19 protein-coding genes are annotated in these 18,595 nt (G+C 66.1%); 10 read left to right on the top strand and 9 right to left on the bottom strand.

Going from position 1 to position 18,595, the window contains the following annotated elements:
• Nucleotides 1-113 precede the first annotated feature (113 nt).
• Genes HOP51_RS11090 through lnt form a run of 4 tightly spaced genes read left to right on the top strand, consistent with a single transcriptional unit; the run spans nucleotide 114 to nucleotide 4,045 of the window.
• Nucleotides 114-1,190: a PhoH family protein gene (locus tag HOP51_RS11090; protein ID WP_234273968.1), complete on the top strand. Its 1,077-nt coding sequence runs from the start codon at nucleotides 114-116 to the stop codon at nucleotides 1,188-1,190.
• Nucleotides 1,187-1,705 carry an rRNA maturation RNase YbeY gene (gene ybeY, locus HOP51_RS11085; protein ID WP_234273967.1) on the top strand — a complete coding sequence of 173 codons (519 nt, stop codon included), beginning with the start codon at nucleotides 1,187-1,189 and terminating at the stop codon, nucleotides 1,703-1,705. Before HOP51_RS11090 ends, ybeY begins: the two co-directional genes overlap by 4 nt.
• Nucleotides 1,702-2,571, top strand: coding sequence for an HlyC/CorC family transporter (locus HOP51_RS11080; protein WP_234273966.1), 870 nt, complete (start codon nucleotides 1,702-1,704; stop codon nucleotides 2,569-2,571). Before ybeY ends, HOP51_RS11080 begins: the two co-directional genes overlap by 4 nt.
• Nucleotides 2,572-2,575: 4 nt before the next feature.
• Entirely contained in the window at nucleotides 2,576-4,045 is a 1,470-nt protein-coding gene (gene lnt / locus HOP51_RS11075) for an apolipoprotein N-acyltransferase (RefSeq protein ID WP_234273965.1), read from the top strand.
• Here the strand turns inward: lnt and HOP51_RS11070 are convergent.
• A complete protein-coding gene (locus tag HOP51_RS11070) occupies nucleotides 4,042-5,040 on the bottom strand; it encodes a LacI family DNA-binding transcriptional regulator (RefSeq protein WP_234273964.1) in 999 nt (332 codons plus the stop codon). The genes lnt and HOP51_RS11070 overlap by 4 nt on opposite strands.
• A 121-nt stretch (nucleotides 5,041-5,161) precedes the next feature.
• On the opposite strand from HOP51_RS11070, the gene HOP51_RS11065 reads away from it, so the two are divergent.
• The 5 genes from HOP51_RS11065 (at nucleotide 5,162) to HOP51_RS11045 (ending at nucleotide 9,830) form a co-directional block, all read left to right on the top strand.
• Nucleotides 5,162-6,139 (top strand): ABC transporter ATP-binding protein, encoded by a 978-nt coding sequence (locus HOP51_RS11065; RefSeq protein ID WP_234273963.1) that lies wholly within the window; start codon nucleotides 5,162-5,164, stop codon nucleotides 6,137-6,139.
• 14 nt (nucleotides 6,140-6,153) lie between these two features.
• On the top strand, nucleotides 6,154-7,284 hold the full coding sequence (locus tag HOP51_RS11060) for an extracellular solute-binding protein (RefSeq protein WP_234273962.1): 1,131 nt from the start codon (nucleotides 6,154-6,156) through the stop codon (nucleotides 7,282-7,284).
• 82 nt (nucleotides 7,285-7,366) lie between these two features.
• Nucleotides 7,367-8,221: an ABC transporter permease gene (locus HOP51_RS11055; protein WP_234273961.1), complete on the top strand. Its 855-nt coding sequence runs from the start codon at nucleotides 7,367-7,369 to the stop codon at nucleotides 8,219-8,221.
• Nucleotides 8,218-9,042: an ABC transporter permease gene (locus tag HOP51_RS11050; protein ID WP_234273960.1), complete on the top strand. Its 825-nt coding sequence runs from the start codon at nucleotides 8,218-8,220 to the stop codon at nucleotides 9,040-9,042. Before HOP51_RS11055 ends, HOP51_RS11050 begins: the two co-directional genes overlap by 4 nt.
• Nucleotides 9,043-9,056: 14 nt before the next feature.
• On the top strand, nucleotides 9,057-9,830 hold the full coding sequence (locus HOP51_RS11045) for a metallophosphoesterase (RefSeq protein ID WP_234273959.1): 774 nt from the start codon (nucleotides 9,057-9,059) through the stop codon (nucleotides 9,828-9,830).
• 70 nt (nucleotides 9,831-9,900) lie between these two features.
• Here the strand turns inward: HOP51_RS11045 and phaC are convergent, their stop codons facing one another.
• From phaC to prmB, 5 genes are all read right to left on the bottom strand, one after another.
• Complete coding sequence (gene phaC / locus HOP51_RS11040; RefSeq protein ID WP_234273958.1) at nucleotides 9,901-11,724, bottom strand: class I poly(R)-hydroxyalkanoic acid synthase; 1,824 nt, start codon at nucleotides 11,722-11,724, stop codon at nucleotides 9,901-9,903.
• A gap of 121 nt (nucleotides 11,725-11,845) precedes the next feature.
• Nucleotides 11,846-12,313: a phasin family protein gene (locus HOP51_RS11035; RefSeq protein WP_234273957.1), complete on the bottom strand. Its 468-nt coding sequence runs from the start codon at nucleotides 12,311-12,313 to the stop codon at nucleotides 11,846-11,848.
• Nucleotides 12,314-12,528: 215 nt separating this feature from the next.
• A complete protein-coding gene (locus HOP51_RS11030) occupies nucleotides 12,529-12,912 on the bottom strand; it encodes a DUF6489 family protein (RefSeq protein ID WP_234273956.1) in 384 nt (127 codons plus the stop codon).
• Between the two features lie 74 nt (nucleotides 12,913-12,986).
• Entirely contained in the window at nucleotides 12,987-14,072 is a 1,086-nt protein-coding gene (gene aroC / locus HOP51_RS11025; protein ID WP_234273955.1) for a chorismate synthase, read from the bottom strand.
• 30 nt (nucleotides 14,073-14,102) lie between these two features.
• Nucleotides 14,103-15,053: a 50S ribosomal protein L3 N(5)-glutamine methyltransferase gene (gene prmB, locus HOP51_RS11020; protein WP_234273954.1), complete on the bottom strand. Its 951-nt coding sequence runs from the start codon at nucleotides 15,051-15,053 to the stop codon at nucleotides 14,103-14,105.
• Between the two features lie 118 nt (nucleotides 15,054-15,171).
• Here prmB and HOP51_RS11015 point away from each other — a divergent pair, with 118 nt between their 5' ends.
• On the top strand, nucleotides 15,172-15,750 hold the full coding sequence (locus HOP51_RS11015; RefSeq protein WP_234273953.1) for a Smr/MutS family protein: 579 nt from the start codon (nucleotides 15,172-15,174) through the stop codon (nucleotides 15,748-15,750).
• Here HOP51_RS11015 and HOP51_RS11010 read toward each other — a convergent pair.
• The 3 genes from HOP51_RS11010 to HOP51_RS11000 are packed head-to-tail and all read right to left on the bottom strand — an operon-like array spanning nucleotide 15,747 to nucleotide 18,503.
• Nucleotides 15,747-16,808: a patatin-like phospholipase family protein gene (locus HOP51_RS11010; protein ID WP_234273952.1), complete on the bottom strand. Its 1,062-nt coding sequence runs from the start codon at nucleotides 16,806-16,808 to the stop codon at nucleotides 15,747-15,749. The two genes, HOP51_RS11015 and HOP51_RS11010, sit on opposite strands and share 4 nt — an antisense overlap.
• Before the next feature lie 19 nt (nucleotides 16,809-16,827).
• Nucleotides 16,828-17,691, bottom strand: coding sequence for an alpha/beta hydrolase (locus tag HOP51_RS11005; RefSeq protein ID WP_234273951.1), 864 nt, complete (start codon nucleotides 17,689-17,691; stop codon nucleotides 16,828-16,830).
• Complete coding sequence (locus HOP51_RS11000; protein ID WP_234273950.1) at nucleotides 17,688-18,503, bottom strand: alpha/beta fold hydrolase; 816 nt, start codon at nucleotides 18,501-18,503, stop codon at nucleotides 17,688-17,690. Before HOP51_RS11000 ends, HOP51_RS11005 begins: the two co-directional genes overlap by 4 nt.
• Nucleotides 18,504-18,595 lie beyond the last annotated feature (92 nt).

Here is an 18,595-nt window from a genome sequence, read left to right as displayed (position 1 = left end):
CATGGCCTCCCATGCACCGCGTTGGAGGGATGATGTTTCCGCAAGGATTGCCCTGCCGAGAGGCAGGGCAGTAAGCTGAGTGCCAAACCACGCAACGCAGGAACTTCGCCACCTTGAGTCAACACGCCGCACAGGCCAACCGCATCATCACACTGAGCCTCGAGCCCAATGATCCACAGCGTCTCGCCAACCTCTGCGGTCAGCGGGACGAGCATTTGAAACTGGTCGAATCGCGCCTCGGCGTCACCCTGCGAAATCGCGGCAACGTCTTTCAGTTGGCAGGCCCCGGTCACCGGGTCAAGGCTGCCGCCAACGTGCTGGAACATCTCTATCGCGAAGCCGAGGCCAGCGAACTTTCGCCGGATACCGTCCACCTGTTCCTACAGGAGTCAGGACGCGAGGCTCTCGATGAAGAAGAGGGTCCCGCCGAGGACGAGGTACTGCTACGTACGCCCAAGGTGTTGATAAAGCCACGCGGCCAGAACCAGCAGAGCTACGTCACTAGCATCCGTCAGCACGACATCAACTTCGGTATCGGCCCGGCCGGGACCGGCAAGACCTACCTGGCCGTCGCCGCGGCAGTGGAAGCGCTCAATCAGCAGGAGGTACGCCGCATCCTGCTGGTACGCCCCGCCGTGGAGGCCGGCGAGAAGCTCGGGTTCCTGCCCGGCGATTTGGCGCAGAAAATCGACCCCTATCTACGCCCGCTCTACGATGCGCTCTACGAGATGCTCGGCTTCGAGCAGGTGGGCAAGCTGATCGAGCGCCAGGTGATCGAGATCGCCCCGCTGGCCTACATGCGCGGGCGTACCCTCAACAACGCCTTCATCATCCTCGACGAGAGCCAGAACACTACCCGTGAACAGATGAAGATGTTCCTGACTCGCATCGGTTTCGGCTCCACCGCGGTGATCACCGGCGACGTCACCCAGGTCGACCTGCCACGCGGGCAGAGTTCCGGGCTGATCCAGGTTCTCGAGGTGCTCAAGGATACCGCCGGCATCGGCGTGACCCACTTCGCCGCCAAGGACGTGGTGCGCCACCCGCTGGTGCAACGCATCATCGAGGCCTACGACAGCTTCGAAGCCGCCGCGGAGGCCCAGGAGCGGGCTCGCCGCGAAGCGCGTGAGCGTGAGCGGGAGGCGCTGCGCCTGGAGCGCGAGCGTAACAGGGAAGACGACGGAAAATGACCGCGGTTCCCATCGTCGACCTTCAGTTGGTCACCACGGGCCAGGGCGCACCTGGTCAGGCCGAGCTTGAGGCCTGGGTCGGTGCCGTGCTGGTACGCTTCCCGCAGGAAACGCGCCACGAAGTCACCGTGCGTATCGTCGACGCCGAGGAGGGCCAGGCATTGAACCGCGACTATCGTGGTCGCGACAAGCCTACCAACGTGCTTTCCTTCCCCTTCGAGTGCCCACCTGGGGTCCCGCTGCCGCTGCTTGGCGATCTGGTACTTTGCCACCCAGTAGTGATACGTGAAGCCTCCGAGCAAACCAAGCGTGTCGAGAATCACTATGCCCACCTGGTGGTGCATGGCATGCTGCACCTGCTCGGCCACGATCATCTCGAGGAGGAGGAGGCAGAGGCAATGGAGCAATTGGAACGCGAGATCCTTGCGGACTTCGCCATTGCCGATCCCTACACCACGCCTCCGGGCAGCGATGAACAACAAGACGACAGCAGGAACGAGAGACACGATCGATGAGTGACGACCGAACGAACGGCCAGGGCGGCAAGTCCTGGCTCGACAAATTGCTCGGCGCCCTCTCGGGCGACAGCGAGGGTCCCAGTTCGCGGGAGGAACTGATGGAGTTCCTGCGCCAGGCCGCCACCCGCCTGAAGCTGGACCAGGACGCCATGATGATCATCGAGGGCGCTCTGCAGATCAGCGACCAGCAGGTGCGCGAAGTCCTCATTCCCCGCTCCCAGGTGGCCGCCATCGCCGTCGACCAGCCCGCCGAGGAGTACCTGGCCCTGATCAACGAAACCGGCCACTCACGCTACCCGGTGATCGGCGAGAACCTCGACGAGGTCAAGGGCCTGCTGCTGGTCAAGGATCTGCTGCAGCTGCTCACCCGCCCCGCCGAGGAGCGCGAGCGCTTTCGTCTGGAAGACGTGCTGCGCCCCGCCATGTTCGTTCCCGAATCCAAGCGCCTCAACAGCCTGCTCAAGGAGTTCCGCGACACTCACAATCACATGGCCATCGTGGTCGATGAGTATGGCGGCACGGCGGGCATCGTCACCATCGAGGACATCCTCGAGCAGATCGTCGGCGATATCGAAGACGAGCACGACACCGACGAGGACGACGACATCCGCGCCCTGGGCGAGGGCCGCTACGCCATTCGCGCGCTGACCCCCATCGAGGATTTCAACGAGCGTTTCGGCACGCGCTTCTCCGACGACGAATTCGATACCGTCGGTGGCCTGGTGATGCAGCGCTTCGGCCACCTGCCGAGCCGCGACGAGCATACCGAGATCGGCGGCTGGCGCTTCACCGTGCTCAATGCCGACAACCGCCGCATCCGCCTGCTGGAGGCCGAGCCCTGCTCCGGCTCGGAGGATGCCTGAGCCCATGGCGATGCCGCGTCTCTCCCCGGCCGTGGGCTGCCTGCTGGCGCTGGTCGCCGGCCTGCTCACCACGCTCACCGCCTCGCCCTTCGAACTCTGGTGGCTAGGCCCACCGGCCGTGGCCCTAGTCTATCTTGGCCTCCATGCCATCACCCCCGCCCAGGCCGCGCTGCGCGGCTGGTGCTACGGCGTCGGCCTGTTCGGCTCCGGGGCTTCCTGGGTCTACGTCTCGATCCATGACTACGGCTACACCGGCGTGCCGCTGGCACTGTTGCTCACCGGGCTGTTCGTGGTCGGCCTGGCACTCTTCTTCGCCGTGCCCTTCTGGCTCTATCGCCGCTTCACCGGCCCGCGCCTGGCGTTTCTCACCTTCGCCGGCGCCTGGGTGCTGGCGGAGTGGCTGCGCACCTGGCTGTTCACCGGCTTTCCCTGGCTATTGCTGGGATCGTCCCACGTCGACTCCCCGCTGGCCGCCTGGGCCCCCGTCGGCGGCGTCTATCTGCTCTCGCTGATCACCGCTCTCTCGGGCACCCTGCTGGCGGAGTTTCTGCACCGGCGCTGGTGGGCCGTCGCCCCCATCGCCGCCCTGTGGCTCGCACCGCTGGCGCTTCCCGCTCAGTGGACCACGCCCGTCGGCGAGCCGCTGCGGGTCTCGCTGCTGCAGGGCAACCTGCCCCAGGAGATCAAGTGGACCCCGGAAGGGCGCCGGGTCGCCGCCAATACCTACAGCGAGCTGACCCGCCGCCAACCCGACGTCGATCTGATCGTCTGGCCCGAGGCCGCGCTGCCGATGTTCGAGGACGAGGCACGCCCGATCCTCGAGCGCATCCAGGCCAACCTGGCACCGCATGGCGCCCTACTCACCGGCATCCTTCAGCGCGAGTCGGGGCGTTACTACAATAGTGTGATCGGCATCGGCAACAGCGAAGGGGAGTACCGCAAGGAGCGCCTGGTGCCCTTCGGCGAATACCTGCCGCTGGAGCGCTGGCTGGGCGGCATCGTGGCCTTCCTCGACCTACCACTGCCCGCCGTGCACCCTGGCTCCGGCGGGCAGCCGCCCATCCACGCCGCGGGGCTCGCCATCGGCAACGCCATCTGCTACGAAATCATCTATGCCGACCTGGTGGCACGCCAGGCACGCCAGTCGGAGTTGTTGATGACGGTCTCCAACGACACTTGGTTCGGCGAGTCCATCGGCCCACTGCAGCACCTACAGATGGCCCGCCTGCGCGCGCTGGAGAACGGCCGCTACCTGATTCGCGCCACCAGCAACGGCGTCACGGTGATTGTCGACCCGCAAGGCCGGGTCGTCGAGCGCGCTCCTCAGTTCGAGACCGCCAGCCTGACCGGCGAGGTACGCGCCATGCAGGGCCTCACCCCATTCTCCCGAGTCGGCAGTTGGCCGGTCTGGCTGCTGGCGGCGCTGCTGGTGGTGCCGGGCTTGCGCCTGCGGCGTGAGCACACCGGCACCTAGGCGCTGCGCCGTCTGACCAGGCGCGGTGTGAGGCGCACGACCTCGTGAGGGCGTGCACCGTCATCGATGCGCTGTTCCAGCAGGCGCAACGCCTGGGCGGCGGTCTCCGCCACCGGGTTGCACACCGTGGTCAACAGGTAAGGCTCCCAAGCCGCGGCGGGGATGTCGTCGAAACCGGCGATGGCGATCTCCTCCGGCACGCCCAGGCCCAATCGCCGCGCCGCCGAGATGGCCCCCAGCGCCATGGCATCGTTGCCACAGAGAATGGCATCGGGACGCTCGTCGGCCGTCAACAGGGCCAGCGCCTGTAGCATGCCACCCTCCACGGAGTAGTCGGCGACCCGGCGAGCCCATGGCTCCAGACCCCATCCGCTTAACGCCTCCAGCAGCCCCGCCTGGCGCTCAACATTGGAGAACGCCTCGGCCTTGCCGCCAATCCAGGCGATACGGTGACGCCCCTCGGAGACCAGCAGTTCCACCAGTTGGCGCATCCCCAGTGCGTTGTCGCAGCACACCGCATCCACGGCCACACCATCGAGGATTCTGCCCACCATCACGATGGGCGCACCCAGAGCCGCGCAGCGCTCGGCCAGGGTCCGGCTGACCGAACCCGCCGCCACGATGGCACCGTCCACCTGGTAGGAAAGAGCGTGGGCCAGCGCACCATCCAGCTCACCCTCGGGAAAGGCGGAGAGCAGCAACGGCCATTTGCCCCGCGCACGAATGGCCTGGCTCAGGTGATCCAGCAGCCACGCTTCGTAGGGGCTCGAGACACGCCCGAAAACCAGGGCCACGAGCCCGGTCCGGCGGCCACTCAAGCCCCGCGCGATACGGTTGGGCTGGTAGCCCAGCATGCTGGCGATGGAGAGGATACGCTGGCGCTTCTCCGGCGCGATGCTGGCCCCCTCGGTGAAGGCCCGGGACACGGCGGAGCGGGATACGCCGGCGGCCTCGGCCACGTCGTGGGCCGTCACTCTCATATGTTCCTTCATCATTTGCGCTCGCGTGCAATCAATGGCCTGGAATACGGTTGCGTCAATTTAAAGCTTTTAACACGAAAACGTCATCCTATCCCGCCTATATTGCACACGTGTTCAATACGGGAGCCAGGGTGACATGGCGGCACTGGAACTGGAGAACGTTTCGATTCGCATCGGTCAGGCACGCATCCTGAACGACGTTTCCCTGCAAGTGCCCGCGGGCAGCTTCACCTGCCTGCTCGGGCCCTCCGGCTGTGGCAAGACCACCCTGCTGCGCAGCGTGGCCGGCTTCGCGCCGTTGAGCGCCGGCGACATTCGCATCGGCGACCGCTCCATCGCCGGCCTGCCGCCGGAACGGCGCGAAACGGCCATGGTGTTTCAGTCCTACGCCTTGTGGCCCCACATGAATGTCGGCGAAAACCTGGCCTATCCGCTCAAGCTGCGCGGCGTATCGCGCGGTGAACGCGAGCGCAGGGTCGCCGCCATGCTCGAGCGGCTCGACCTCGCCCACTGCGCGAAGCGCCCGATCGGGGCGCTCTCCGGCGGCCAGCGCCAGCGCATCGCCCTGGGCCGGGCGCTGATCATCGATCCGCCCATCCTGCTGCTCGACGAGCCCCTCTCCAATCTCGATGCCGCCATTCGCCGCACCCTGCGTACGGAGCTTCGTGACCTGCAACGCCGCCTCGGCATTACCACCCTGATGGTCACCCACGACCAGGAGGAGGCGTTATCGCTGGCCGATCGCATCGTACTGATGCGCGATGGCCGCATCATCCAGGTGGCGGATCCCGAAACGCTTTATACCGCCCCCGCCGACCTCGACACGGCGCGTTTCCTCGGTGTCGACAACCTGGTGCCGGAGGGCGGTGCCACCCTGGCCTTCCGTAGTACCCAGGCCCATGCCGGCCCCCGGGCGCTTCACGCGGGCCTGCGCCGCCAGGGCCGCGTGATCGACAGTACCTATGCCGGCGGCGCCTGGCGGATTCGCCTGGCGGTGGCGGAACTGGAGTTGACGGCCATGGGGGAAGCCTCCCTGGCCGCGGGGACGCCGGCCTGGATCAGCGTGCCCGACCACGCCCTGATGCGCTTCGATGCGCATCGTGATGCTGCATGAACAGGAGGATTCGGATGAAACGCCTTGCCCTTGCCATCACCCTTGCCCCGGCGCTGGCCGCCGGCCATGTCCTGGCGCAGACGCTCAACGTCAACACCGCCGGCGACGTCAACATGGTGGAATACATCAACGATTACCTCGGCCCCAAGTTCGAGGCGCTGCACCCCGGCGTGACGGTGCGCGCCCTGGGCACCGGCCCCGGCGATGCCGGCAGCCAGGCGATCTACGAAAAGCTTGCCGCCCAGCGCGACGCCGAGACCTGGGACGTGGACGTCGCCGTGCTGCACCAGCGCATGACCGGCCAGATGGTGCGGGAGGGCCTGCTCGCCCCCTACCGCGACGAGATCGCCACCGGCGACCTGGTCAGCGCAGAGAATGCCGAGGTCGCCCTGGGCGCGGATGTCAGCGGCTACGTCATGCCGATGTTCCAGAGCCAGGTCGCTATCGCCTACAACCCGTCGCTGGTCGCCACCCCGCCGCAGAGCTATGCCGAACTGGCGGAGTGGGTGAGTGAGCACCCGGATCAATTCGGCTACAACGGCATTACCGGCGGCATGGCCGGGGTCGGCTTCGTGTTCGGCTGGCTCTACGCCTTCACCGACATGGCCGAGGAGATGCGCAACGGTCCATGGCGGGAAGACGCTCCGCAGGAGTGGCAGGATGCCCTGGCCGCGCTGCGCGAGTTCAACCGCCACGTCACCCTGACGCCGGGCAACGCCGGCACCCTGGACGCCATGAACCGCGGCGAGATCGCCATGGGCCCGGTGTGGATGGACATGTTCCACGCCTGGATCGACGACGGCCGTCTCAATCCCGACTTCGAACTGCTGATCCTCGAGCCCGGCATGCCCGGACAGCCGATGTACTACACCCTCCCCGCCCGCGCCGCCGAGCCGGAGCTGGCCCGCGCCTTCATCGAACTCGCCACCAGTCCGGAGGTGCAGGCCGAAGGCATCGTCGGCATGTTCAGTTGGTTCCCCGGCATCGACGCCGAGCACGTGCGCGCCGAGCTGGACGCCGAGACCTGGGAACGTTTCTATGCCGATGTGGCGCCGGAGATACTGGCCGAACGCGGCGTATCGATGCCCCAGGCGGATTACTTCAACGCCATCCTGGAAGCCTATGAGCTTCACGTCGCCAACTAAAGGGCATGCACCGGCCCCATCCCGGCAAGGATGGGGCCGCTCTCCTTCCCGGTTCATCTCCTTCTTGGCTCGCGTATCGCCCATGACTCCCAATGCCATCGCCATCCTGCGACGCCACGGGCCTGGCCTGCTACTGGTGCTGCCGGCCCTGGCCGCCATCGGCTTTCTCTACGCTTATCCGTTGCTGCGCTCGGTGATCTTCGCCTTCCTCGACACGCAGGGCGGTGTCACGCTGGCGCATGTTTCCCGCGCCCTGGCGTTCTATGGCCGCGACATCCTGTTCTCCATCGGCGTCGCCCTGGCGTCGCTGGCCCTGATCGCCGTGGTCTCCATCACCATCGCCGGTTACCTGACGCTCGGCGCGACCCCCTGGGCGGTGGCTCTGCTGCGCTGGCTCTATCGCTGGCCGCTGTTCATCCCGTTCATCGTCGCCGCCCAGACCGCGCGCAGCTTTCTCTCCCGCAACGGCTTGATGAACAGTGTCTTGATGGAGTTGGGACTGCTCAGCCCCGCCGCCGCCCAGAGCCTGCTCGACTGGCGCGGTCTGATACTCACCTTCGCCTGGAAGCAGGTGCCTTTCGTCACCCTGCTGCTGGCCGGCGCCATGGCCTCGCTGGACCGCGCCACCATCGAAGCGGCGCGCAACCTCGGCGCCGGACGGCTGCGCTGCCTGCTCGGCATCGTGCTGCCCCAGGTACGCCCCAATCTCCTGGTGGGGCTGATTCTGTCGCTGGTGGTCATCATGTCGGTCCTCTCGGTGCCGATGATGATCGTCGCCGGCAACCCGACCATGATGACCGCCATGATGGCGCATCGCGTCACCTACTACGGCGACTACGCCGTGGCCAACGCCCTCGGCCTGTTCTCCTACCTGCTGACCGCCTTCGCCGCCTGGCTCTATCTGCGCACCACCCTGGCGCGGGAGGTGCGGCGATGACCCTCCTCCGTCTTCCCGCGCGCCTGCTCGGCGGCCTGATGTTACCGTTACTGCTGGGACTGACCGCGTTCGTGGTGTTCGGACCGCTCATCAACCTGGCCATGTGGGCCTTCACCGAGCAGTGGTTCTTCCCCAACCGCTTTCCCAGCCAATGGGGCTTCGCGTTCTGGGAACGCGTCTTCCGCCCCCGCGCCGGCGCCTGGGAGGCGCTCTACCACTCGGTGACGGTCGCCCTGGCGGCGGTGGCGCTATCGCTCGCCCTGGCCATTCCCGCCGCCTATGCCCTGGCGCGCCTGGCGCTGCCCCTGCGCAGCCTGATCATGCTGGTATTCCTGCTTCCCCAGGCGTTTCCCAACCTGCCCATCTTCGTCAACATCGCCGCGATGTTCTATGGGCTGGGGCTCAACGGTACGCTGTTCGGCGTGGTCCTGGTGCACTCCTTGCCGGGCCTGGTCTATGCGGTGTGGATCGCCACCGCCGCCTTCTCCGCGGTGGACCGCAGCCTGGAGGAGGCGGCGCGCAACCTGGGCGCCGGCCCCCTGCGCACCTTCTTAGGCGTCACCCTGCCCCAGGCGCTGCCCGGTTTGATCGCGGCGTCGATCTTCGTCTTCCTCGACAGCATCGATGAGTTCACCGGCACCTACTTCGTCGGCACCCCCGACATCACCACCCTGCCGATCCTCATGTTCAACGCCTCCATGGGCGGCAACTACCAAATCGCGGCCATCACCGCCCTCATCCTGCTGGTGCCCTCGGTGGGCTTCATGCTGATCATCGAACGCTTTCTCAAGGCCGACGTGCTGGCGCGCATCGGCCGCTGACCTGGAATTTCCCCATGCTCATCGTCCACCTTTCCGACCTGCACATCTTCGCCGACGTCCCTGAAACGCCCAAGGTACGCCGCGACATCGCCGCGGTAGTGGCGCGTATCGTCGATGACATTCTGAGCCTGCCCCAGCGCCCCGACGCGGTAGCGATCACCGGTGACCTCACCGATGGCGGCAGCCACGCCGACTATGCCCTGGCCCGCCGCCTGCTGGCCGCCCTGCCCATGCCCCTGTTCGTGGTGCCGGGCAACCATGACCGCCGCGAGGCCATGCGCGCCGCCTTCGGCGACCGGGTCCCCTTTGCTCAAGGCGAGTTCCTGCATTTCGCCGCGCGCCTGGGCGACCTGCGCATCCTCGGGCTGGACAGTGTCATCCCCGGCCGCACCGAAGGCGAGTTATGTCCCGCCCGCCTCGACTGGCTGGCCCGCCAACTGGCGACAGACACGACGCCGACGCTGCTGCTGCTTCATCATCCGCCCTTTCCCTCCGGCAACGCCTTTCTGGATGCCGGCAACCTGTTGCGCGGCGGCACAGAGCTGGAGCGCCTGCTCGCCCGCACCCCCGCCGAGTGTCGGCTGCTCTGCGGCCACGTGCATCGTCCCATGCATACCCAATGGGCCGGCGGCTACGCTGCCATCGGCGGCAGCCCGGCCTCGCATTACGCCCTGGATCTGGGCGAACGCGAACCGGCGCTCATCGAGACGCCCTATGCCTACGCGCTGCATCACTGGCGCCCGGACGGCGGCTGGACGGTATATCCTCGCCATCTGCCGCAGCCATGATCCAACGCAAGAGGCCCAACGCAAGAGGCCCGCGCTTGGCGGGCCTCGTCGGCGATGATCGCCGCGCGGCTCAGGCTTCGCCCAGCACCTCGGGAATGGTCATGCGCACGTAACGCCCTGGCGCCTCCTCGAGCAGCTTGAGCTCACCCTCGCCCGGCTGACGAGCCGGCACCCTCTTACCGGTATCGGCGTAACCGCCCTCGGTCATCCACTGCTGCCAATGCGGCCACCAGGAGCCTTCGTGGAACTCCGCCCCGGCAAGCCACGCTTCGTGATCGTCAGGCAGCGTGCCGTTGGTCCAGTAGCCGTACTTGTTGCGTGCCGGCGGGTTGACGATACCGGCGATATGGCCGGAACCGCCCAGCACGAAGGTGACCGGTCCTTTGGGCAGCAGCGCACCGTAGTAGGTGCTGTTCCACTTGGCGATGTGATCCTCGCGGGTGGAAATGAAATAGCTCGGCACGGAGATCTTGCGCAGGTCGATCTTGACGCCGTCGAGTTCGATACCGCCCGGCTCCACCAGGCGATTCTCCAGGTACATGTGGCGCAGGTACCAACCGTGGGTACCGGCAGGCAGGTTGGTGCCATCGGTGTTCCAGTAGAGCAGGTCGAACGGCGCCGGGTTCTCCCCCTTCAGGTAGTTGCTGACATAGAACGACCAGAACAGGTCGTTCTCGCGCAGCAGATTGAAGGTGTAGGCCATGGAACGGCCATCCAGGTAGCCATCCTGCTCCATGCGCGCCTCGATCCCTTGCAGGATCGGCTCGCTGAGCAGCACACCCAGCTCTCCCGGGTCACGAAAGTCCTGTAGCGTGGCCATGTAGGTAACCGACTTGACCTTACGTCCGCGCCGGGTGCTGGTGAGGTAAGCCACGGTGGAGGCGGCCAGGGTGCCACCGATGCAGTAGCCGAGCAGGTTGACCGACTTCTCGCCGCAGGCCTGCTCGATGGCCGCCAGCGCGTCGATGGGCCCCAACTGCATGTAGTCGGCCCAGGTCAGGTCGCGCTGCGCGGGTCCCGGGTTGCGCCACGAGATCAGGAAGACGGTGTGACCCTGGTCCACCAGCCACTTGACCAACGAGTTGTCCTGACGCAGGTCGAGAATATAGTACTTGTTGATCCACGGCGGCACGATCAGCAGCGGGGTCTTGAATACCGTCTCGGTGGTCGGCGTGTACTGGATCAGCTGGATCAGCTCGTTCTCATGGACCACATAGCCGGGAGTCACGGCGATGTTGCGTCCGATTTCGAACGCGCTGCGGTCGGTCATGGCCACGTTGAGACCATCGGAGGAGTTGGCCAGGTCACGACGCAGTTGGGCAAGCCCCTCGATCAGGTTCTGTCCCTTGGTCTCCAGGGTACGCCGTATCACTTCGGGGTTGGTAGTGACGAAGTTGGTCGGCGCCATGGCGTTGACCATTTGGCGAGCATAGAACGCCAGGTTGCGCTTCTGCCGCTCGGGCAACCCCTCCAACTGCTCGACCAGTTCCTCGACCGCGTTCGAAAACAGCAGGTACTGCTGCAAGATGGCACGGTAGAACGGCTCCTGCTGCCAGGCCGGATCCTGGAAACGACGATCGCTCTTGGGCGGAGCAATCAACGGCTCGTCCAGTTCACCGCCAAGCGCCTTCAGGCCCTGTTGCCAAAGCTGGAACTGATCCTGAAGAAGGCGCGCCTGGGTCTGCCACAGCAGCTGTGGATTGCTCATCAGTGACTCGGCGCCCGCCCGAAAGGCATCACGCATGTCGGCCTGGATGGAGTCGGCGGCCGTGTCGGGCGCCATGCGTTGCAACAGTTCCTGCATCAATGCCTGGTAGTGCTGGCCCAGTTTTTGAAGCTGTTCGTTCCACTCCTCCAGTTCGACCTGGGAGGAAACCGCATCCCCTGACTGCATCGCCCTCTCCTGTTTTTCAGCCCCTCTTCTTAGATTCGGTGCGAGTGTTGCCGGCCCGCCTCCACGAAACGCACATCGATCCGTGGAGGCGAACCGCCATCACTCGCAGAGGCACGCGGCCTCAGCTCTTGCGAGATGCCTGGCTGCTAGCCTTGGCCGGAGCGTTGGACTTGCTCGATGCGGCCGGCTTGGCGCTCGCTTCGGCCTGTTGCTGGGTCTGCTGGGTCTGCTGGGTCTGTTGGGTCCGCTCGGTCAGCTCCTGGCTGACTTCGCCGAAGAGCTGCTCCAGCTCGGTGCGGAACTGCTGGCTCATCTCGCCGAGGGCCTGGGCGTCTTCCATCATCTGATGCGAGAGTTCGTTCATCATCTCAGCCTGCTTGGCCCCAAAGGCCTGCAGATCCTGGACGTCGCGAATCTCGGAAGCGCTGCGCATGCGCTCGGTGCCCATCTGGCTATAACGCTTCATCGCTTCGAGCTGATACTCGGTCATCTTCTCCATGTTGCCGAGCATCAGCGAGTTCAGCTTGCGCATGGGTTCGAAAAAGCGCCGTGTCTGCTGGTTGAATTCGTCGAGCATCTTGTCCTGCATGGGGGTAACCTCCTGTGGACCGGAAACATGCGGGGGCAGCACCTTTCGAGGCAACTCGACCAGCGCCCTTCCCTATTTGCCACACAAGCCGATAGTGCGTGGCACGGCACCTATGCTGCACCGCACAAAGCGTAGCCCGGCAGGGCTCTCGCTGCAATACCCTTCCACTGCAAGCAGAGCCTCACTCAGCAAGGAGGCTCGCCATTACGTCACGGCTACTCCGAGCGCCGGGAGCGCGACCGCGCACTGGCCGTCCCGCTCTTGCCTGTCGGCTTTGACGGAGCCTCCGGCTCACCGGTCTCGCCAGGCTCACGCGCCTTGTCCATGGCACTTCCCGCCTGGCGCAGCATGTCGAGCATCATCTGCTGGTAGGTGCCGAAGCTGGCCAGCCCCTGGGAGAGCCCTTGGCTCATGTCCTGAGTGAGACCTTGTTGCAGGAAGGGTTTCATCAGGCTCATGGGATCGTAGCCTTCGACGCCGGACTCCATCTGCTTCTGGATCCGGTTCAGCAGATCCTGCTGGAAGGCCTCGACATCCGGCAGACCGAGGGCACGACGAAACTCCTCGGGGGTCAAGTCGAACTCGACGTTAATCTTCATGGCATCACCTGCTTGAGTATTCCCTCAGTGTAGCAACCCGGCACCAGGCGCAACGCGCGCCGGGGCCAGACTCCTCAACGCAAGACCGGCGTTTCGACTCTCACCGCGGCATTCTGCGCCCGATGACGCAGAAGGTGGTCCATCAGTGTTAGTGCCATCATCGCCTCGGCGATCGGCGTGGCGCGAATACCCACGCAGGGGTCGTGACGCCCCTTGGTCACCACTTCGACCGGGTTACCGTGGATGTCGATGCTGCGTCCGGGGATAGTGATGCTGGAGGTGGGCTTGAGCGCCAGGTGGGCGATCAGCGGCTGCCCGGAGGAGATGCCGCCGAGCACGCCACCGGCATGGTTGGAGAGAAAGCCTTGCGGTGTCATCTCGTCACGGTGCTCGCTGCCACGGCTCGCCACCGCGGCGAAGCCGTCACCGATCTCCACGCCCTTCACCGCATTGATGCTCATCAGGCCATGGGCCAGGTCGGCATCCAGACGGTCGAAGACCGGCTCGCCCAAGCCCGGGGGCAGCCCTTCGGCAACCACGGTGATCTTTGCCCCCACCGAATCCTGGTCGCGGCGCAGTTGGTCCATGAATGCCTCGAGCTCTGGCACGCGCTCGGGATCGGGGCAGAAGAAGAGGTTCTCGTTCACGGCCTCCCACTGCTTGAAGGCGATCTCGAGCGGACCGAGCTGACTCATGTAGCCACGCACGGTGATGCCCTGGGTCGCCAGGAATTTCTTGGCAATGGCGCCGGCGGCCACCCGCATGGCGGTTTCCCGCGCGCTGGAGCGGCCACCGCCGCGATAGTCGCGGACCCCGTATTTGTGGTGGTAGGTGTAGTCTGCGTGGGCGGGACGGAACTGGTCCTTGATGTTGCCGTAGTCCTTGGAGCGCTGGTCGGTATTCTCGATCAACAGACCGATGGCGGTGCCGGTGGTCACGCCTTCGAACACACCGGAAAGGATGCGCACCTGGTCGGGCTCACGGCGCTGGGTGGTATGCCGCGAGGTGCCGGGGCGGCGGCGATCCAGGTCGCGCTGCAGGTCGGCTTCGCTGAGCGGCAGCCCCGGCGGGCAGCCGTCGACGATGGCGCCTAACGCCGGGCCGTGGCTCTCGCCGAAGGTGGTGACGGTGAACAGTTTGCCGAAGGTATTGCCGGACATGGACGTGCCTCCCGATATCTTGGGTGTGGATCAGGCGAAGGACGCCGCATGGGCGTCGAGTTCCGCGGCGGTGAGGGCGAACACGCCCTGGCCGCCGCGCTCGAAGTCGAGCCACAGGAAGGGCACCTCGGGAAAGGCCGCCTCCAGGTGACGGTCGGAGTTGCCGACCTCGACGATCAGCACGCCGTCGTCGCTGAGGTAATCACGCGCCTCGCGCAGGATACGCCGCACGATGTCGAGCCCATCGGCCCCGGCCCCCAAGGCCAGCTCGGGCTCGTGGCGATACTCGGCGGGCATGATGGCGAGATCACGGGCATCCACGTAGGGCGGGTTGGAGACGATCAGGTCGTAGCGCTGTCCAGCCAATCCTTCGAACAGATCCGAGAGCACCGCCCGCACCCGCGCGCCGACATCGTGACGCTGGATGTTCTGCTTGGCGACCGCCAGGGCATCGGCGCTGACGTCGGAGAGGTCGACCTCACAGGTCGGCAGGTAGAGCGCGGTGGCGATACCGATGCAGCCCGAACCGGTGCACAGGTCGAGCACCCTGGCGGGCGGCTCTTCGGGAAACCAAGCGGCAAAGCCGGTCTCGATCAGTTCGGCGATGGGTGAGCGTGGAATCAGCACGCGCTCGTCGACGTCGAATGGGAAGCCGGCATAGAACGCCTCCCCGAGCAGGTAGGGCAGCGGCCGGCGTGAAGAGATACGCTCGCGCACCAGGCCGACGATGCGCGCACGCTCCATAGGCAGCAGCCTGGCTTCGAGCACTCCCGGGTCGACGTTCCAGGGCAGATGCAGCGCGCCCAGCGTCAGGGCAACGGCTTCGTCCCAGGGAGAATCGGTGCCGTGGCCGTGAAACAGTCCGGCCAGGTGAAATTCACTGGCCGCCCAGCGCAGGAAATCGCGCAGGGTGACGAGATCACGACACAGCGCCTCGTCGTCCAGGGTGAGGGTCGAGCGGGAAACGATGGAATTGGCCACGAAAGGTCCTGCCGGGTCGTTGTAGGTCGATGGCTAGATTGTACCCGCGGCGGCAGGCGGTTCACAGCCACGCTCAGGCCGCTATACTGGGCCGCTCGACGACACCATACGAGCGCTCATGAGCCAACGCCGCCCACCCGACGACGAAGACGACGATACCAATGCCTTTCGCCGGGCACTGCGTGAGGCCGGCGTGCACCGTATCAAGGTCAACCGCGCCGACCCGGGGCGGCCCAAGCGTCGCGACCCGGCGGCGGCGGAACGTCGCGCTGCGGCAGTGGCAGCCGACACGGCGGAAAGCGCCAGCCACACCAGCGATGGCCGCGTGGAGCCGGTTCGCCCTTCCGAATATCTCGACTTCGCCCTGCCCGACCTGCCCTACCGCACCCGCAGTCAGCTCAAACGCGGCCAGATCGCCTGGGAGGCAGGCCTCGATCTGCATGGCTACAGCCTCGACGAGGCGCGCCTCGAACTCGAGAGCTTTCTCAAGGAGGCAGTCGGCAGCCATATGCGCTGCGTGCTGGTGGTCCATGGCAAGGCGTGGGGTAGCACGGCGGATTACCCGGTGATCAAGAGCCACGTCAATGCCTGGCTGCGTGAGTGGCCCACGGTGCTGGCCTTCTGCTCTGCCCGCGAGAGCGATGGCGGCACCGGGGCCATCTATGTGCTGTTGCGGCGTCGCGGACAGGCCCTCTAGCTCCCTCCTCCCGACTCACTATCGGCCGGCATCTGCGGCGGCTCGACGATCATGCCGCCGCTGCCGCCATCGCCGCTGCGGCTGCGCCCTTCGTAGCGGTCCAGGGCCTCCATGGCCAGGTGGCGCCCCAGGCGAACCAACGCTTCGGCCCGATGGAACTCGAAGGCACCGCACACCGTCTTGGGCACCTCGATCAGCACGTCGGGTGGATAGCCTGCCACCTTGTACTTGGCTAAGGAGGCCTGGGTGATGTCGAAGGAAGCCAGGATCATGTCCAGCCGCCCCCAGGCGCGTCGTCCGGTGGCGGCACGCCCGCCTTTGCCAGTGGTCTCGGTCTCGCCGAGATCGGCCCCCCCGAGGCCTTCGAACAGCCAGCGGGTCGCACCGCGTACATCCATCCACTTGCGCGCCGCGGCCTCCGCCTCAGCTTCGTTTTCAGCCTGCTCTTCGGCGGGCAGCAGGTCTTCGAGCGCCACCGGCCGGGCGCTGTGGGCAGTCACGTTGACTGCCAGCATCATGTCGGCATGGGCCGAAACGGTTGGCGTGATCGGCAGCGGATTGAGCAGGCCACCATCGACCAAGGTGTTGTCGCCGATATGCATTGGAGTGATAACGCCCGGAATGGCAATGGAGGCACGAATCGCCCGCAGCAGCGGTCCCGACTGGAACCACACCTCGCGCTGACGCACCAGGTCGGTGGCTACCGTGGTCAACGGAATCGGCAGGTCCTCGATCAGAATGTCGCCCACCAGTTCCTCGAGCTTGCTCATTACCTTACTGGCGCGCATCGCCCCCATCGGGCTCCAGGTGACGTCGACCAGCTTGAGCACGTCGAAGTAGTCGAGCTGGCAGACCCAATCACGGTAGGCCTCGAGCTGCCCCGCAGCGTAGACGCCAGCGATGACCGATCCCATCGAGCAACCCGAGATGGCGACGATCTCGTAGCCGCGCGCCTCGAGCACTTCGATCACGCCGATGTGGGCATAGCCGCGCGCACCGCCGCTGCCCAGCGTCAGCGCCACTTGCTTGCCCATTCCCTCCGCCGCCCCGTTGCTCATCGCGCCCTCCAGCCTCTGCCTACTCCGCCGAGGCCAGCCACGCCTCGATCGTCTCTGCCACGCAGGATACACTGCCGGGCTCGAGATGCAGATGGTGCCCGCCTGGCAATACCCGGCGCGCCAGATGCGACACCGCCGCTCGCGCCGCCCGGGCCATGTCGCGCTCGCCGAGGATGCCGCCCTCACCCTCGACCAGCAGGGCCGGCGCCTGGATTGCCCCTAGCAACGCCAGCGCCTGCTCGGGGCTCAGCCGCATCGGCGATGGCCACAGTAGCCTGCCGTCGGTGCGCAGCCGCACATGGCCATCGGGCTCTCTCACCAAGTTGCGCTCGACGAGCGGCGTGGCCGTTGCCGTGTCGATCGGCGTCACGCCTCCCGCCACACGTGCGGCAATGGCGGTCCTGCTATCAGGATAGCGTGGGGCCGCTGAACGCGGACGTCTGGCCGCGCGTAATCCCTTGCGCAGTTGGGCTGTACTCTCGTTGATTGGAGTGGTCACGGCTCCCAGGCCGTCGATGAGGACTAGCCGCTCGACCCGCTCAGGGAGTGCCGCCGCGGTCAGGCAGGCCACCCCGGCTCCCATCGAGTGCGCCAGCAACGACACCCGCTCCAGGCCCAGTCCGTCGGCGGCATCGAGCAGATCGTGGCAATAGTCCCACAGGGCATAGTCGCCCTCGCGATGGGACGAATGGCCATGGCCGGAGAAGTCCAGCGCCACGATGCGGATACCGAGCCGCGCCACGAGCATTGGCGCCAAGCGCGAGAAGCTGGCCGCGTTGTCCAGCCAGCCGTGCAGCGCCAGCCAGGTCGGTGCCGCCTCGTCGCCCCAGGCTAGCGCCGCCAGGCGGCCCTCGGCCAAGATCAGCGGCTGCGCCTCGCTCATGCCTCGCCCTCCAGCAATTCGTCGAGCATCGTCAGCAGCGCCTGGCGGGTCTCTTCTGGGTGCTCCATGGGAAACATGTGGGTACCCGGCACCATGGCCAGCGGAATGCCCTGGGCGGCCAGACGCTGGCGCCGCTTGGGGGTGATCAGATCGGAGTCGCTGCCGGCCAGCACGGCAAAGGGAATCTTCAGCCGTCGGGGCAGGCGTCCGAGGTGATCGGGAAGATTGCGGAAGATCTCGGTCTCGATGGCCGGATCGTAGATCAGCTCGGCAACACCGTCGTCGCGCAGTCGGGTGCCACCCTCGACGTAGTCGTGCAGGGCATCCGGCGTGAAGCGCCGAAACAGCCCGCGGCGGCGCAAATGATTGGCCATGGCCTCGCGGTCGGGCCAGGAAGCACGACGCCCCTTGCTCTTGCCGGCCGGCGTGACCCGGTCGACGAAGCCGAAGCGCTTGGCGACCTTCATGCTCCAGGCATCGAGGCCCAGCATCAATGGCGGGTCGAGCATCACCACGCAACGGAAGCTCTCGGGGGCATGCTCCGCCGCCATGGCCATCAGTACACCGCCCATGGAGTGTCCCACCCCGACGACTGGGCCATCGCCGGCCAGCACATGTTCGAGCAGCTCGTCGCGCAGCGCCAGCCAGTTGGTACCCACGGGGTAGTCGGGATGGTGCCCGAGACGATCGACCGGATGTATGTCGAAGCGCTCGTGCAGCGGAGCGAGCAGGCTGCGGTAGCTCATGCCGGGAAAACCGTTGGCATGGGCGAAGACCAGTCGCGGACGCGAGTGAGTAGCAGGGTCGTTCATGACGGGATCCAGTAGCGGTTCTGGCGAGTCGCCAGTGGCGATAGCAGGCTAACGGGTTTACTCTATCTCGCCAAGTCGACCTCCGGCCCATG

Origin of the sequence: Billgrantia zhangzhouensis (assembly GCF_021404465.1) — a bacterium.
GTDB classification, from domain to species: domain Bacteria; phylum Pseudomonadota; class Gammaproteobacteria; order Pseudomonadales; family Halomonadaceae; genus Halomonas; species Halomonas zhangzhouensis.
Note: the sequence above shows the minus strand (reverse complement) of the source record. Positions and strands in the feature narration are given on the sequence as shown.

Excerpts from the sequence above, each read along its gene's own strand:
- HOP51_RS11035 (WP_234273957.1), bottom strand. The coding sequence starts at position 12,313 with ATGCAGGACAAGATGCTCGACGAATTCAACCAGCAGACACGGCGCTTT.
- aroC (WP_234273955.1), bottom strand. The coding sequence starts at position 14,072 with ATGTCCGGCAATACCTTCGGCAAACTGTTCACCGTCACCACCTTCGGC.
- ybeY (WP_234273967.1), top strand. The coding sequence starts at position 1,187 with ATGACCGCGGTTCCCATCGTCGACCTTCAGTTGGTCACCACGGGCCAG.
- HOP51_RS11010 (WP_234273952.1), bottom strand. The coding sequence starts at position 16,808 with ATGAGCAACGGGGCGGCGGAGGGAATGGGCAAGCAAGTGGCGCTGACG.
- HOP51_RS11050 (WP_234273960.1), top strand. The coding sequence starts at position 8,218 with ATGACCCTCCTCCGTCTTCCCGCGCGCCTGCTCGGCGGCCTGATGTTA.
- HOP51_RS11060 (WP_234273962.1), top strand. The coding sequence starts at position 6,154 with ATGAAACGCCTTGCCCTTGCCATCACCCTTGCCCCGGCGCTGGCCGCC.
- HOP51_RS11055 (WP_234273961.1), top strand. The coding sequence starts at position 7,367 with ATGACTCCCAATGCCATCGCCATCCTGCGACGCCACGGGCCTGGCCTG.
- HOP51_RS11070 (WP_234273964.1), bottom strand. The coding sequence starts at position 5,040 with ATGATGAAGGAACATATGAGAGTGACGGCCCACGACGTGGCCGAGGCC.
- HOP51_RS11045 (WP_234273959.1), top strand. The coding sequence starts at position 9,057 with ATGCTCATCGTCCACCTTTCCGACCTGCACATCTTCGCCGACGTCCCT.
- lnt (WP_234273965.1), top strand. The coding sequence starts at position 2,576 with ATGGCGATGCCGCGTCTCTCCCCGGCCGTGGGCTGCCTGCTGGCGCTG.
- HOP51_RS11080 (WP_234273966.1), top strand. The coding sequence starts at position 1,702 with ATGAGTGACGACCGAACGAACGGCCAGGGCGGCAAGTCCTGGCTCGAC.
- HOP51_RS11005 (WP_234273951.1), bottom strand. The coding sequence starts at position 17,691 with ATGAGCGAGGCGCAGCCGCTGATCTTGGCCGAGGGCCGCCTGGCGGCG.
- HOP51_RS11000 (WP_234273950.1), bottom strand. The coding sequence starts at position 18,503 with ATGAACGACCCTGCTACTCACTCGCGTCCGCGACTGGTCTTCGCCCAT.
- HOP51_RS11030 (WP_234273956.1), bottom strand. The coding sequence starts at position 12,912 with ATGAAGATTAACGTCGAGTTCGACTTGACCCCCGAGGAGTTTCGTCGT.
- HOP51_RS11015 (WP_234273953.1), top strand. The coding sequence starts at position 15,172 with ATGAGCCAACGCCGCCCACCCGACGACGAAGACGACGATACCAATGCC.
- HOP51_RS11065 (WP_234273963.1), top strand. The coding sequence starts at position 5,162 with ATGGCGGCACTGGAACTGGAGAACGTTTCGATTCGCATCGGTCAGGCA.
- phaC (WP_234273958.1), bottom strand. The coding sequence starts at position 11,724 with ATGCAGTCAGGGGATGCGGTTTCCTCCCAGGTCGAACTGGAGGAGTGG.